Genomic DNA, 15,491 nt, shown 5'->3' with positions numbered 1-15,491 from the left:
TCCTTGATTGTGTGATATAATACATAAATATAGACCAGAATAAGTATTGGTGTTTATATTTGAGTAGAAAGAGAGAATTTATGGATAGTGTAAAATTAGCTAAAATAATTTATGGTTTAGCTCAATATGAAGGCTATAATACGTCTTTTCTTCAAACGAAAAAAAATCTTTCAAGCCAACCTGAAAAATGGGAATTTGCAAACGAAAGTGACTATTTTATCTTTGAAGACCTGCTTAAAGCGATTCAGTTTGCATCAAAGCAAGAGAAGTTAAGTGTTGAGATTTTTAAAGAAATTAATGCTCAAATGGATTCTGGAAAATCGGGGCAGCCTGAACATCCTGGAAGGTTAAGACAAAATGTTGAAATTTCTGTAGGAGATTATATACCACCTGTTACAGTTACGGAAGCAATGGTTCAAAGAGAAATTGATAGTGTAGCTCATACTGATATTGCTTCCGGCTGGGAGCTCTATGCAAAGTTAGCGAAACTTCAAGCCTTTGATAATGGTAATAAGAGAACAGCTTTGATAGCCGCAAATCTTTTAACCGGAGCATTGAATAAAGGAACAAACAAGTATTTAATAATTCCAACAGATTTCAGACGTTCTCAGTTTGACACGAACTTAGTTTATTACTATGTGGCAGATGACTGGGATGACCATCTTCCTGATGTAGAAGAATCCCTTCAACAATTTGTGAAATTTGCGACCGATATCTCATTGTCTCAGAAGTAATTTCAACTTAGGAACTGTTTTAAAATGCATCCTTGTAAAAGGGAAGTAGTATTTCATGTGAATTTTGTTTGTAACTAATTTTAAATAATATAGAGAAACTATTGAAGACATCGTTATGATGTCTTTTTTTGTTTATACTAACACCGTTAATATGAAGAGAGGGAGTGAAATTTCATCATCTAATTGGCCAGTAATAAATATAAAGGCTTATTCTGTTAATTGAGAGTATATTATTAAAACATCAGCGCGCATGTTATTGGTTGAAATAAAAAAATAAAAGGCTTACAATATGAGGGTACCAAGTTATTTATAACTGATGCTTTTGCGTCAAGGAGTACCCTTGTACCCTTAATTCTTAGTGAGAAGTGATTTAGCGCTCTATCGGTGAGGTTCTAGGTCACTCTTTTGTTTTGCCAATAAGACGTTTTAGGAAGCTAAAATAAACGAGGATATCAATTGCATGAAAAGAGAAAATGACTTAGAATATAAAAGTATCCAAAGAGAATCTCCCATAAGGGAAAAATTTTAGTCTAATTCAGTTCCAATCCTAATGAGGAACTGGATTTTTATTTTGTTTCGTTTTATGAATAAATTAGGATATTGGTTGTAGTCTTTATCACATGTTTGATATACTCTAAGTGTTGTCTCCCAATTGCTTTATCAGACACTTTTTCAATAAAAGAGGCAACATGAAGAAGGAAAGACACTTGATATAGTGTCTTTTTTGCTTTTTGAATCATTTACGACTATAATGCAACTATAAGGTGTTTTTATGAGTGGCACATTAATTGTAGCCAAATAATCTGATTGGAACATCGGAAAGAAGCGAAAAACAAAATGAAAAAGAATAAAATAATTACTGCCGGACTAGGTATTTTCCTCCTTGTATTTTTACTTATTTCTGTAAGGTTCTTTTCTGTTACTCGTTATACAGAATCTCTTTCAAAGAATTGGAGTTATTTCTTTACGGCAGAAAAAAAATTACCGCTTTATAGTAAAACCTTATCAGAAGAGGACGATATTTCGGAAGACAAAATACAAATGTATGTTTTTTATAAGGTAGGGTGTCCTTATTGCGATGCAGCTCACCCAGTCATCAAGAAAAAAATTGAATCCCTTCCCCGAGTTCTTCAAAAAGAGGTACATTATGTGAATACAGAATCCCTTGCAGGACAATATTTAATCTATAAGTATGGTGTAAAAAAAGCAGCCACAATCGTTATTGATGATGAGACCGGAAATAAGGTACAAAAGTTTGCGGAAGCCAGTAAAATAAAAGGAAAATTTTCTCCCAATCAAGCCTCTATACAGAGTGCCTTTGAACAACTTCAAATATTAAATCATTAAAGAGTAAGAAGCTAAGGAGTCTTAGCTTTTTTTATTAGGTATAATTTTACATATGAGGGTAAAAAGTATAAAATTAATTTTGGTAAGCCGTAAGAGGTATATATTTTTGGAGAAAAACGTTCCAAAATATGGTTCTCAAAATTATTTTAGGACTTATAATACATTTGTAAGTTTTAAATTTAAGGAAAGGAGTTGAAGTGAACAGCTTTATAACCGAGAAATTTCGTTTCGAATCTCTGAGTTTAGAAAAGGTAAAAGAATTACTTCTTAAACCCGATGAATTATTTAAACCAAAAATAGAAAATAATATTGAAAAATTTGGTCAACTTGTTTTACAGGTTCAAGGTATCCCAGAAGATAAAAACACTTATATTAATTTGATCTATGACCTAGGGCATTCCGACAAGTTTTTATTACTGGAAGAGCCACTTGAAAAGGCCATAGAAAATCAAAACTTTCAAAACCTTCAAAGAATATATAGTCTTTGGCAGGAAAAGCCAACGCTCTCCATGAATAGAATAGCAGCTTTCATGCAAGGTTTTAATCTACTCCCGAAAGCCTATTATTCAGAATCCTGGCTCATCCACTGCTACTTGCAATGGTTAGAAAAGCTTAATGAAAAGCGGACCCAGGCAGGGAAAGTGAAGATTGACCACCAATTTCAACGCATTTTTACGGACTGTGTAAAATGGAGCTTCACCTATCTTCAAGAAGAGTTGATGAAAGAGCGATCGAAGTGGCGTATTCTCTTTTGGTATAAAACAACTCCATTAACGGACAGTCACATTTGGTTCATTGAATTAGCTCAAATTCTAGGATTTAGTTTGCTCTATATTGATATTACTCAAGAATATTTGAGCCCGGAAATGCTGAGTTTAAACTTGCCTCTAAGTTCTGATCCCTTGCCCTTTCCAACGGAAAAGAAAGCCATTGTATCTACTGTGGCTAAAGAAGCGTCCGTTGAATTTGAGGGGCTTATGAATCAAGAGAGTTCTCTCTTCTTTAAACCTTTTCAGTATAAGAATGCGAAGATACAAACGGTAAGATTACAAACCACATATGACGAATTAAAAATCATTGGAAACTCAGAGGCTTATTTGCGACCGGCCTTCCGTGCAACATCCCAAGAGGTGACCCTCCCCGTTCTTTTTTGTAAAGTCAATGGCGTATTGGATAATGAAGGAGAATATTGGGCACAGATTCAGAGTCTCAAAGGAAGTCTAGAAAATGTGCAATTTATTCAAGAGTTTCCTATTTGTAAAGCGCAAGCTGAAAGTTCTGAAAATCGAATTTTAGCACGAGATTATGCCATGCATGGCTTATTTATGGCAAGTGAAGACTTTGTCCCAGAAGCTCTCTTGAGTCAACCGGATTGGCCCTACAATAAGTTGCCTAGAGGTACACAATTGGCTTTGGCTGAACGAATAATTTCGTTTTGTATATCTCCTCCGGTTCGATTGAAGTACAAGGAAAAAGTAGAAGTGCTGCAGGCTCATATTTATGAAGTATTGCTTCATCTTCCAAAAGCCTGGGTAGAGGTCTTTCAAACAACAGACTATCCTCGTGCTGTACCGAAAATTTTGGCTTTTGTGGACAGTGCAGAAGATGAATTAAGTCGTGAAGATGCGATTCTCCTTTCTTTTATGTCATCAATTGGTTTTGATATCGTGATTTACAATCCTTTAGGTCAGAACGATATCGAAAGCTATATTGAAGATGACCTTATAGATATTCATTGGTTGGACCAATTAAAATCTGTGAGTCAAGAAGAAATGAACATACATCTCACAAAGAAAAAAATTAAATTTTTAAATTTTATATAGGAAAGTAAAGGAAAAATATGGATTTACACCAACCTGGAAAAAAAGTTGAGGAAAGTATTACAGCGCCTGAAGTTCAAACGCAAGCCTTTCAAGAGGTGCAGACACTGACAGGAGAAACTCTCCCCATCACAGTTGAAGAAGTGGCTCCGTTGGGAGAAGCACAGAAAGAATTGATGACAGACCCTCAGGTTGTTGCATTGGCAGGTCAAATGGACTTGAAAGATGAAGTCTCAATCATGGAGCTTGGAAAAGAGCCTGCAGAAGCCATTTCTTCTTTTGCCAGTCGTATCTTAGAAGGTATGAGTGTGGCAGATACTCTGGCATCCAATAAATTAATGGACCAACTGGGTAAGCTTATGGATCAGTTTGATATGCAAGAGGTCTTAGGAGAAAAGAAAAGCGGTATTGCAGGTTTCTTCCAGAAGAAAGGGCGGGATTTAAAGCGTCTCTTGGCTAAATATCAAACCTTAGGGGGTGAAATAGACAAGGTTTATCAGGAACTGGTCAAATATGAACAAACAACCAAGCAATCCATAAAAACAATGAAAGAACTTTCCGAACAAAATATAACTTATTCACAAAATTTGGATGGTTATATTGCGACAGGATATGTTCTGCAGAATAAATTGAGTCAAGAGATTCTTCCACAGCTTCAAGCAAAAGCAGATACGGGTGATCAAATGGCACAAATTCAGCTGGGACAAATGCAGACAGCACGTGATGCTGTGGACCGCCGTACGATGGACTTGGAAATGTCTAAAACAACGGCACTGCTTACCAGCCCCCAAATTGACATGATCCAAAAGAATAATGTGTTGTTATTGGCTCAACTTCATTCTGCTTTCATTACGACAATCCCTCAATTTAAAATTGCAATGATTCAGGCTGTAGAATTGCAAAAACAAAAAAATACTCAGGCAGGACTTGATGCACTTGCCGCAAGAAATAATGAGTTGATCAAACGAAATGCTCAAAATCTTGCTTCAAATTCTGTAAATATCGCACGTAGTGCAAACAAGACTTCAATTTCAGTTGAAACCTTAGAGTTTGCCTATAATACAATGAAACAAGCGATTGTGGACACGAAGGCTATTGAAGCTCAAGCACGAGCAGACCGTCAAACGACACGTCAACGTCTTAACGACTTGCAAAATATTATTCAAGAAGCAGCCTTAAATTAAGTATTGAAAAAACAGAGAAGACGCACAGGATGAGAGTATGTGCATGATTAAAGGAGAACACTATGGTTATCAATTTATCGAAAGGCCAAAAAATTAACCTTTCAAAAGAAAAAGAAACACTAAATAAAATTACTGTCGGTTTAGGTTGGGATCCTGCTACAAGTGGGCGAGATATTGATGTTGATGCGTCAATACTATTGCTAGACTCAACCACTGGTGGGGAGCGTATTGTAGAAAAGAAAGGTTTTTTGGGGTTTGGGAAAACACACCGTGTGCCGTTAAATAATGTTCCAGACCATGAGATTGTCTACTACGGCCATAAACGTTCAGGAGACGGAGCTGTCAAACATGCGGGGGACAACTTAACCGGAGAAGGTGAGGGTGATGATGAACAAATCTTTGTGGAACTTCAAAAGGTTAACCCTAAATTTGATACCTTATCTATCGTTGTAAATATCTATGATGCTTTCCGCCGCAGTCAGGACTTTGGCGAAATACAAAATGCTTATGTTCATATTATGGACGATAAGGGACATGAATTAGTACGTTATAACCTAACGGAAAGCTACGAGCAAAGCACAGGTATTTTAGTAGGAGAATTAAAACGTGTAGCATCAGAGTGGGAATTTAAGGCTGTTGGTGAAGGATTAAAAGTAAGCCAAGTTTCAGATTTCTTGAAAGAGTACTAGGAGGACAAACAAATGACAGTTTCATTAGTAAAAGGACAACGTACAGACTTAACAAAAACAAATGCAGGGTTAACACATTTGCATATTGGTCTTGGCTGGGATGCCAATGCAATGGATGGCGCAGCCTTTGATTTAGATGCTCAGGCTTTTCTCTTGAATACAGAAGGGAAAGTTCGAACTGACGAAGATTTTATTTTCTATAATCATAAAGCTTCTGAAAATAATGCGGTTGTGGCTGGAGAAGACAACCGTACGGGAGCTGGTGATGGTGATGATGAATATTTAAAAGTTGACTTATCAAAAGTTCCGGATGATATTACTAAAATCGACTTTACAGTAACGATTGATCAATATGAAGAACGCCGTCAAAACTTTGGAATGGTTAACAATGCTTTTATCCGTATTGTTAATGATGATACGAATGAGGAGCTGATGCGTTATGATCTTACAGAAGATGCCTCCATTGAAACCGCAATGGTAATGGGAGAACTCTACCGTGCCGGAAGCGAATGGAAGTTTGTGCCAGTAGGTGCAGGTTATCAAGGGGGGCTTGCCGCATTAGCTGTGGGCTTCGGTGTAAATATTTAAAGGAGTAGCGAGATATGGTAATTCGACTTGAAAAAGGAATGGGAATCAACCTTAATAAACAGGGGGAGACTTTAACAAAAGTACGGCTAGGTATGGGGTGGGACCCTTCTCGTAGCAGTGCGGCATTTGATTTAGATGCTTCTGCCTTTATGCTCGGTAGCAATGGTAAAGCTACACGGGAGGAAGATTTTGTCTTTTATAACAATTTATCTGATGCAAGCGGGGCTTTAGAACATTCTGTAGATGATCGTACAGGTGGCTCAAGTCTTGATGGAGACGATGAATATATCATTGTTGACTTGTCAAAAGTTCAAGAAAAATACGAAAAAATTATTTTTGTTGTAACTATAGACGAATATGAAAGTCGCCGTCAAAACTTTGGTATGGTGGATAATGCCTATGTCCGTTTAATTAATGAGCAGAATGGCAGCGAGATTGCCCGTTTTGATTTAACAGAGGATATGTCCACGGCAACTGCTCTCACCTTCTGTGAATTAAAGCGTGAGTCAGGAGACTGGAGTTTTAATATTATTGGACAAGGCGAAAATGTGAATTTAAATGCCTTTCTTATGCGTTATGGTTTAGCATAATGAATAAAACCTTAAATTTTTGATAAATGTGAATTAAAGTCGTTTAATGGTAAGACAACTACTGAAGTAGAAGACAGCGGTTCGATTCCGCTCTTTGATTTTTACTCATTCAGAGTAATAAAATATATTTTTAGGAGAAATTTTGTGAAACATTTTCGAGGTTCAATCCTTATCACAGTCGTCGCATTGATCGTCGCCTTTTTATATGGTGGGTTAAATGCATTCATCTTAGCTGCCATCTTAGGAATAATGGAAGTCTCCCTGTCCTTTGATAACGCCATTGTCAATGCTCGAATTTTAGAGAGAATGTCGCATAAGTGGAGAAATCTTTTCTTAACTTTAGGAATGCTTATTGCCGTTCTCGGGATGCGTTTCTTTTTCCCGCTTGTTGTGGTCTCTATATCTGCACAAATGAGCCCAGCAGAGGCTTTAAAACTTGCCTTTGCGAAGGGTAATCCCGAAGTACCCGGTACTTATGGTTATATCCTCGCACACGCACATCCAATGATTGCGGCCTTTGGGGGAATGTTCCTCTTGATGCTTGCCTTAAATTTCTTTTTTGATAGTGAGAAAGATTTTCATTGGTTTATCTTGCCCGAGTCTGTCTTAAGTAAAGTAGGGAACTTTCCAGCCGCAACACCATTAATTTCTATGCTTGTCCTTATGGTTTTGGATCACTTTATCGCAAAAGATTCCTTTACGGTCATGTTTGCGGGTGTTGCGGGTATGGCTCTCTACTTAGCAGTAGAAGGATTGGGTGCTATTATGGAAAACCATGGGGCATTAGCCGAGACTGCGGCAGAAGTAGAAGATGATTTTGAACATTCCTCAGGTCCTCATCAAGTCCCACTAGTCGCAGGTAAGGCAGCACTTGGGTTGTTCCTATACTTAGAGATGGTAGATGCCTCATTTAGCTTTGACGGGGCAATCGGCGCCTTTGCGATTACCCCTGACCCCATTATTATTATGTTAGGACTTGGGCTTATTGGGGCAATGTTTGTTCGTTCCTTGACTATTTTCTTAGTGGAAAAAGGGACTTTAAATGACTTAGTCTATCTGGATCATGGTGCACACTGGGCCATCTTGATTCTCTCTATCTTATTATTACTCTCTGCACAAATTGAGATACCAGAAGTTGTGACAGGATTAATTGGAGCTATTATTATTTGTGCTTCATTAATCTCAAGCCTTATCTATAATAAAAAGCATAAAGTATAAAATATCTCTGATATTTACTAAAGAGAAACAGTCTAAACATGTTGTTTGGATTGTTTTTTTTATGGTATGGTATCAGTTGTCTAACTATTCACAGAGTGCTATTATATATTTGCGAAAGCGAATACAATTTAAAGGGAGGTGAAATTTTTATCCGAAATGACAAATGTTTTCTACTAGAATATATGGAAGAGCCAATGGGAAAATATTAATATAATTAAATAGTTTTCTCAACCTAAAACTATTTAATTTTGACTGATATACTAATTTTAAGATAATTTAGAGGCCTCTGTTTATCTTATTGAACTACAGAATTAGAAGGAGACAATATATGGCAGATGAAATGGTGTTGGCTACGCAAAAGTGGTTAAATAAAACTTATTGAATTAGATATCCCAAATAATAGTCTTTCTCCAAATTTTGGACCAACAACTTCACAAAAATTTGATGAGCAAGTAACACCCAATTTAATAAATGGTTTTAAGGGCAATATAGTTTTTCTCATCCAAGGAGCTTTTTTGGTGTAAAGGTATTGGACCGGCAGCATTTGATGGAGTATTTTCGGACTATACACGGCAAGCTATTTTAGAACTTCAAGGTGATGCAGGTTTCGACCCGGATGGAGTATTCAGTTCTATGTGGGCAAAAGCATTATTTGATATGAGTGCATTTGTTCTTGTACCTGGGGGCGATAATAATATTCGTACTATTCAACAACAGCTCAATAAAGCATATAATGATTATTTTGGTATCTTACCATGCGATGGCATTTATGGACCAGGAACTACATCAAGGACACCTGTACTTTCTCCAGGAGATGACAATAAATTTGTTACTATTCTAGGATACGGACTTTATGTTAATGGCTTTTATCAGGATCATGATTTCATCCCTAATAAACCGGATACACTTTTCACAAGTGAAATGGAAAGTGCGGTTGTAGAATATAAGAGATTTATGGCACTAGGACAAGGTCCAGTAACTGGAATTGCTGATTTATCTGTTATGAAGGGACTATTATCAAGTGCTGGAGATACAGATAGACCAGCAAGTGGTGCTGATACAGCTACACAGCTTACTAAAGAACATATTCAAACTTTAGTAGATGAAAAAGTCACAGTAGTTGGGCGTTATCTTACTGGAAGCGTAGGTACAGGAGATGATAAGAGAGATAAATTCCTTACCATTGAGGAGCTACAAAATCTCTTCGAAGCAGGTATTAGCGTCTTTCCTATTTACCAAGATGGTGGTTGGTATGAAGAATACTTTACATCTGAACAGGGGAGTACAGATGCCAAAATTGCAGGTCAAACTGCATATGATTTAGGAATTCCAGTTGGAACAACCGTATATTTTGCAGTTGATGTTGATGTACAAGATGGAAATATTCCTGGTACAATTATTCCTTACTTTAATTCTGTATTTCTTTCATTAAAAGACTACGGATATGAAGTGGGTGTCTATGGTACTCGAAATGTGTGTAGTAGGGTTATCGAAGAAGGTTTTGCAATTAATGCATTTGTTTCTGATATGTCCACTGGATTTAGTGGGAATCTAGGATTCAAGATGCCTAAGGAATGGTCATTTGATCAATTTGTTGAGCTTTCAATAGGTGCTGGTGCTGGTCAACTTGACATTGATAGAGTTGCTGTATCCGGTCGGGACTTTGGGTTCAGTAGTTTCGAAGATACCAAATTACAAGAAATCCGGAAGAAATTGATAGCTATTGGTGATATTATCCCCATATTAAAGGGACCGGCAGTCGGTACAATTAGTTTTAATCATGAAGAAATGATTCCATATGGTCCTTACCATATTTATGTGAATTTAGAGGAAAGTGCGGTGGGAGATGATGGACCAACTGCAATCAATATAGAGAACGGGAAGATTTCTACAAAACTGACAGATCAACTAAACACATTCTACGGTAATATCGTGCTTCCAATTGAAAAACAAAAAATTGAATTTTACAATAAAATCGCAGAAAAAATTCAAACGGGTTCTATTACTGTTACTCGAGCCAACCGAGTTACTGAGTCAGATTATGGTGTAAAAACTGTTTATGAGTTTAAACCCACTGATGATACAAAGATTTCTACAAAATGGACGGTTGAGGTTTATTTACGTCGTAATACAGTTTCAGAAATACAACCTGATGATATGGATGCTTTTGAAAATTTGTTAAAATTAACTGGGCATGTTACGAATTCTAATGAAGCTGCCGATTTGGTGCGGATGTTCGAAATATTTTTAAGTATGACAGTCCAACCACCATCAGTAACTTGTCTTACGATTGAAGCAGGAGGAATGATTGCATCCTTTGCGTTAGAGATGTTACTTGTACTCGTCCTCTAAAAAGACAAATGTTGTATAAATGTATAAAATAGTTTAAGATATAGAAATGATAAAAAAATTAGTTTGTTATTTCTTTCTCTTATTGCACTCGTGACATTTTTTGGATGTACTGCACAACCTAAAAAAAATGTACTATCTTCGAATGAAAAATTTAATACCACTGGGCATTATATTAATGCACACTTCAGTGAGTTAAGGGATGTCTTTGGCAAAGATACGAGTTATGAAATGATATCACCATTTGGTGTCAATAATAATTATGACTTTGAACTGAGGTTAAAAAAGTAGAACCCATGTCTCAAAGTTCGTTAGATAATATTAAAGTAAAAGCAACCCCTTTTATTAGAAAAATCTTGAATAATATGAAAGAACTTGGAACTCAGAATCCAGAAATTAACTTGAAAATATTGAACGAGAACGGGTCACCATTAAAAGGGAGCGAAAATTTAATTACAACATATAAAATTAAGCTTTAAAGAAAGAGGAGAAATTGAGCTTATGAAAATAATAAAAGGGATTTTATCTCTTGGAACTCTATTTATTCTGTGTTTACTCTTATTTACTAATATAAATGTCTCTGCTTCTGCGAAAGTAGGAGAAGTTAGAGAAGGACAAGACCCCGCTATTACATTAAAAGAGGTTTTTAAAGCTTACAAAGACACTGACACTATTGTAAAATTGTCAAGTGGAGCTCTGGTACACGGAAAGGTTAGCATTGCTAATATATCTGACCCCGATAAAATTATTTTCTCTATAGATACAGATAAAGATAGTAGAGCAAGAACTGTAGCTGACATTAAAAAAGGTGTAAGTCTTGAAACTGTTAAAACCCCTGATGTACCTTCTTTAAGAGACCGTACAACGCCACCAACTCAGCTGATGAACCTTGGTGAAGATTCATCCTCAACTCTACATTGGACAGCAGGAGGTGGTATTTGGAGATATGCAGCCTATGCTTATCAACCTGTCCCTGTTACAACAGCGGTTAAGGGGTTATGTTTCCATGCCTATCATGATACAATGCTAGCTGGAGATTCACAAGACTGGAATGATACATATAATACTGGAGTAGGACATGGGGTATTTTGTTATACAAATGAGCAAGCGAGCTATGTTAGTCAATGGGTAACATCGAATTTGGGAAGTAATATTTTATCTTGTTGGTCATGGAGCCCAGCTGCGGGATCCTACTATACAGTAAAAAATGGTGAGATACCTTTTTAAGGAGAGTTTTAGTGTTAAGAAAAAGAATAATTATTATCCTGTCTCTAATCGTTATTACTTTAGGAGTGGCTGTTACAATAATCTTTAGAATGAATATGGACCACCAAAAAGTAATGACCAGCAAAAGTTCATCCAGTTCTACTCTACAGAGCTCCAAAGAGGTGAGCTTAGATGGTCCTGAAACAATAAAGTATGATAATGCGGCTCATAAAGTCATAGGCGACAAAGAAATAATTCAAGTCCAAAATTGGGAAATTTCGAAGGATTCGTCAGGACAGCCGGTTCTAAATGTTAAAGTGAGCTTTGAAAATAAAACTTCACAGACTCTTTACATGCAAGAACTTGTGAAAGATAAAATTAGAATAGGTCAGTTTCGTGGAGAAGTACCTGGAAGAATGGATATTAATCCATCCAGTGTAGCAGATGTTGTAATTGATCCTAATCAAAAAGCAGAAGCTACAATTAGTGCTCATCCTATTTTTGATGTCCCCTTTGATATGGAAGATATGTCAAAAAATCAATTTGTCTTTCAAGTAATAGCACACCCAGATAAATCAGAGTATAAGGAACAACCTATCGAGGGTCTTAAACTTGGGTTTAATAAAGACGGTGAAAATACTTAGTGTTACTATATCTTTTAAAATAGTATGATTTCCCCAGTTTGTTTTTATTTCGTCTACAAGACAGAATACTATCAAGACTAATGTGAAAGCAATCTGACAAATGGGTATATAATGATTAAGGGTGATAATTTCATATTATGACTATAAATGCAAAGTGGATTTTGACATTTCATAGTTTTTTTAGATTTTAACAAAAGTAGCGGTAATAGAGGCATATGAATAAAAAAATAACGATTAACGATATAGCAAAGTTAACAGGTGTATCAAAGTCAACGATATCTAATTTTTTAAATGGTAAATTTGAGGGGATGTCTAAAAAGACGCACGATCGTATTCAGGATAAAATTAAAGAACTTGATTATCGTCCGAATCGTCAGGCGCGTGCTTTAAAATCAAGTTATTCTTCATTGATTGGAATTTCGGTTACGGATATTTCAATCCTCTATACTTCACGTTTGTTAAAAGGAATGATGGAGAGGCTACAAAATACTAAATACCACACGATTATTATGAATTCAGACCTTGATAAAGAATATGAACAGTATAATATCGAAAAATTATTAGATGAAAAAGTGGACGGGATAATTCTTCAGCCTCTTAGAGCAGAGTCAACAGATTATAAATCTATAGATTCAAGTCTGCCACTTGTTCAAGTTGACCGCTATCTGCAACCTTTGATGTGGCCTGCCATAATATCGGACAATGCTGAGCAGTCACGACTACTGGCGGAAAAAATAGTGGAAAAAGGATATCAGAGAATCGTCATCTTAAGCCCACCAATGGCAAATTCTGCAACACGGTTAAAAAGATACGAAGGCATTAAACAAGCAATTCAAAATACCGAAGTTGAGATAGAAGTAGTACTTACTGACGAAGTACAGGGCGTATTTTCTAGCGATCAGACAATCTGGGGAAATATCCGTGATTTCTGTGAAGACGATAAAAAAACAGTGATTTATGCTTTCAATGGTGGCCTACTTTATGGGGTTATCAAAATTCTTAAAGAGAAGAATATTTCAGTACCCAATCAAGTAGGTGTTGTCGGATATGATGATGGTGCTTTAGGAGAATTAATCAGTCCTGGTCTGACTTCTATCGTACAGGATCCGATAAAGATTGGCTATGAAGCAGCTGAACTGTTGGTAAAAAATATTGAAACTAAACAACAAAGAGCAGAGCTTCTCGTTGTTGAATCAAAATTAAAAATACGAAATTCATTATAAAATATCAAGGAAAATATTTCCTATGATATTTTTTTTGGGTTTAAAAATATTTTATACTTGACAAAATATCTGAAAGCGAATACAATAGGTGTTAGTAAATCGGTTTAGTAAAACGGTTTACGTCTGCTGAAATAAATAGAGATTTGGCCAATCAGTCTAGGAATTTCATTAAGCAAAGTAAAATTCATTATATTTAAGGGAGAGTCAGATGAGCAATCAAACAATGGACACACGCTATACACATTCACCAAAGGATATTGCCAATTTCACAACGCAAGAACTTTGTGAAGAATTCGCCGTAGAAACTATTTTTGAACCAAATTTTATTCATTTGGTTTATTCTCACAATGACCGTTTGATTTTTGGGGGAGTTGAGCCCACAGAGCAGCCTTTAGAAGTTGTTCTGGATAAAGTTCTTGGTGTAGAGTATTTCTTAGAACGTCGTGAACTTGGGATTATCAATATTGGTGGTGACGGAAGTATCGTTATCGAAGGTCAAGAAGATGAAGTTCTTCATCGTGATGGTTATTATATCGGCAAAGGTACAAAGGAAGTTATCTTTAAATCCAAAGATCCGCAAAACCCAGCAAAATTCTACGTAGCCTCAGCGCCAGCACATCAAAAATATCCGAATAAGAAAATCGCTTTGGCCAATATCAATCCTTTAACCCCAGGAGATGACGAACATATGAATAAACGTAAAATCAATCAATATGTTCATCCAAACCAAGTTGAATCTTGCCAACTCCAAATGGGTTTAACATCACTTGCTCCTGGCTCTGCATGGAATACAATGCCGTGTCATACGCATGAGCGTCGTATGGAAGCTTATCTGTACTTTGAATTGCCAGAAGACAATGCCATTTTCCACTTTATGGGTAAACCTGAGGAAACAAAACATTTAGTGCTTCAAAACGAGCAAGCAGCAATCAGCCCAAGTTGGTCTATCCACACAGGAGTCGCCACAAGTAATTACTCCTTTATCTGGGCAATGTGTGGCGAAAATATCACTTATGATGATATGGATATCGTCCCAATGAACGAACTTAAATAATAAAAAATAAGCAAAAAAAGAAAGAGAAAATTATGACTGAGAATATTTTAAATGCCTTTTCACTTAAAGGAAAAATCGCCCTCATAACAGGAGCGACTTACGGTATCGGCTTTGCCCTTGCTTCAAGCTACGCCAAAGCAGGAGCAACCATTGTATTTAATGACATCAACCAAGAAGCAGTTGATCGTGGTATGGCAGCCTACAAAGAAGAAGGTATTACAGCGTACGGTTATGTTTGTGATGTGACAGATGAAGCAGGAATTAATGCCATGGTTGAGCAAATTGAAAAGGAAGTCGGTATCATTGACATCTTGGTCAACAATGCTGGTATCATTAAACGTACACCGATGATTGAAATGTCAGCTGAAGATTTCCGTCAAGTGATTGATATTGATTTGAATGGTCCATTTATCGTTTCTAAAGCTGTTATTCCGGGCATGATAAAGAAAGGCGGCGGAAAAATTATCAATATCTGCTCAATGATGTCAGAGCTAGGACGTGAAACTGTTTCTGCTTATGCCGCTGCTAAAGGTGGCTTGAAAATGCTGACGAAGAATATTGCTTCGGAATACGGTAAATATAATATCCAATGTAATGGTATCGGCCCTGGCTACATTGCAACACCTCAAACAGCACCATTACGTGAGTTACAAGAAGATGGTTCACGTCATCCTTTTGATTCATTTATTATTGCCAAAACGCCAGCAGAGCGTTGGGGCGAAGCAGAAGATCTTGAAGGTCCAGCAGTCTTTTTAGCTTCTAAGGCTTCTGACTTTGTCAACGGACATATCCTCTACGTCGATGGTGGAATCTTGGCCTATATTGGCAAGCAGCCATAAAATAAA

14 protein-coding genes are annotated in these 15,491 nt (G+C 36.6%); all 14 read left to right on the top strand.

Translation table 11 applies throughout. The annotated features are described in order from the left end of the window. Window positions 1-80: 80 nt before the first annotated feature. The 14 genes from BZZ03_RS00320 to BZZ03_RS00250 all read left to right on the top strand — a co-directional run bounded on the left by BZZ03_RS00320 (window position 81) and on the right by BZZ03_RS00250 (window position 15,485). On the top strand, window positions 81-734 hold the full coding sequence (locus tag BZZ03_RS00320; protein WP_086581931.1) for a Fic family protein: 654 nt from the start codon (window positions 81-83) through the stop codon (window positions 732-734). A gap of 837 nt (window positions 735-1,571) precedes the next feature. After that, window positions 1,572-2,081, top strand: coding sequence for a thioredoxin domain-containing protein (locus tag BZZ03_RS00315; RefSeq protein ID WP_086581929.1), 510 nt, complete (start codon window positions 1,572-1,574; stop codon window positions 2,079-2,081). A 197-nt stretch (window positions 2,082-2,278) separates the two neighbouring features. Then, on the top strand, window positions 2,279-3,904 hold the full coding sequence (locus tag BZZ03_RS00310; protein WP_086581927.1) for a YceG family protein: 1,626 nt from the start codon (window positions 2,279-2,281) through the stop codon (window positions 3,902-3,904). A 17-nt stretch (window positions 3,905-3,921) separates the two neighbouring features. After that, complete coding sequence (locus BZZ03_RS00305) at window positions 3,922-5,085, top strand: toxic anion resistance protein (RefSeq protein ID WP_086581925.1); 1,164 nt, start codon at window positions 3,922-3,924, stop codon at window positions 5,083-5,085. Window positions 5,086-5,147: 62 nt separating this feature from the next. After that, a complete protein-coding gene (locus BZZ03_RS00300; RefSeq protein ID WP_086581922.1) occupies window positions 5,148-5,774 on the top strand; it encodes a TerD family protein in 627 nt (208 codons plus the stop codon). 12 nt (window positions 5,775-5,786) lie between these two features. Next, window positions 5,787-6,362 carry a TerD family protein gene (locus BZZ03_RS00295; RefSeq protein WP_086581920.1) on the top strand — a complete coding sequence of 192 codons (576 nt, stop codon included), beginning with the start codon at window positions 5,787-5,789 and terminating at the stop codon, window positions 6,360-6,362. Between the two features lie 14 nt (window positions 6,363-6,376). Beyond that, window positions 6,377-6,952, top strand: a complete 576-nt coding sequence (locus BZZ03_RS00290; RefSeq protein WP_086581918.1) for a TerD family protein — start codon at window positions 6,377-6,379, stop codon at window positions 6,950-6,952. Window positions 6,953-7,096: 144 nt separating this feature from the next. After that, entirely contained in the window at window positions 7,097-8,170 is a 1,074-nt protein-coding gene (locus BZZ03_RS00285) for a DUF475 domain-containing protein (RefSeq protein WP_086581915.1), read from the top strand. A 633-nt stretch (window positions 8,171-8,803) separates the two neighbouring features. Further along, a complete protein-coding gene (locus BZZ03_RS00280; protein ID WP_086581913.1) occupies window positions 8,804-10,522 on the top strand; it encodes a glycoside hydrolase domain-containing protein in 1,719 nt (572 codons plus the stop codon). A 498-nt stretch (window positions 10,523-11,020) separates the two neighbouring features. Continuing rightward, window positions 11,021-11,746, top strand: a complete 726-nt coding sequence (locus BZZ03_RS00270) for a hypothetical protein (RefSeq protein WP_086581908.1) — start codon at window positions 11,021-11,023, stop codon at window positions 11,744-11,746. 11 nt (window positions 11,747-11,757) lie between these two features. Then, window positions 11,758-12,369 carry a hypothetical protein gene (locus BZZ03_RS00265; protein ID WP_086581906.1) on the top strand — a complete coding sequence of 204 codons (612 nt, stop codon included), beginning with the start codon at window positions 11,758-11,760 and terminating at the stop codon, window positions 12,367-12,369. A gap of 215 nt (window positions 12,370-12,584) precedes the next feature. Beyond that, window positions 12,585-13,592, top strand: coding sequence for a LacI family DNA-binding transcriptional regulator (locus BZZ03_RS00260; protein ID WP_086581904.1), 1,008 nt, complete (start codon window positions 12,585-12,587; stop codon window positions 13,590-13,592). A gap of 208 nt (window positions 13,593-13,800) precedes the next feature. Next, window positions 13,801-14,646, top strand: a complete 846-nt coding sequence (gene kduI / locus BZZ03_RS00255; RefSeq protein ID WP_086581902.1) for a 5-dehydro-4-deoxy-D-glucuronate isomerase — start codon at window positions 13,801-13,803, stop codon at window positions 14,644-14,646. Window positions 14,647-14,678: 32 nt separating this feature from the next. Then, window positions 14,679-15,485 carry a gluconate 5-dehydrogenase gene (locus BZZ03_RS00250; RefSeq protein ID WP_086581900.1) on the top strand — a complete coding sequence of 269 codons (807 nt, stop codon included), beginning with the start codon at window positions 14,679-14,681 and terminating at the stop codon, window positions 15,483-15,485. Window positions 15,486-15,491 lie beyond the last annotated feature (6 nt).

Origin of the sequence: Lactococcus petauri, from assembly GCF_002154895.1 — a bacterium.
In the GTDB taxonomy this organism is placed as follows: domain Bacteria; phylum Bacillota; class Bacilli; order Lactobacillales; family Streptococcaceae; genus Lactococcus; species Lactococcus petauri.
Note: the sequence above shows the minus strand (reverse complement) of the source record. Positions and strands in the feature narration are given on the sequence as shown.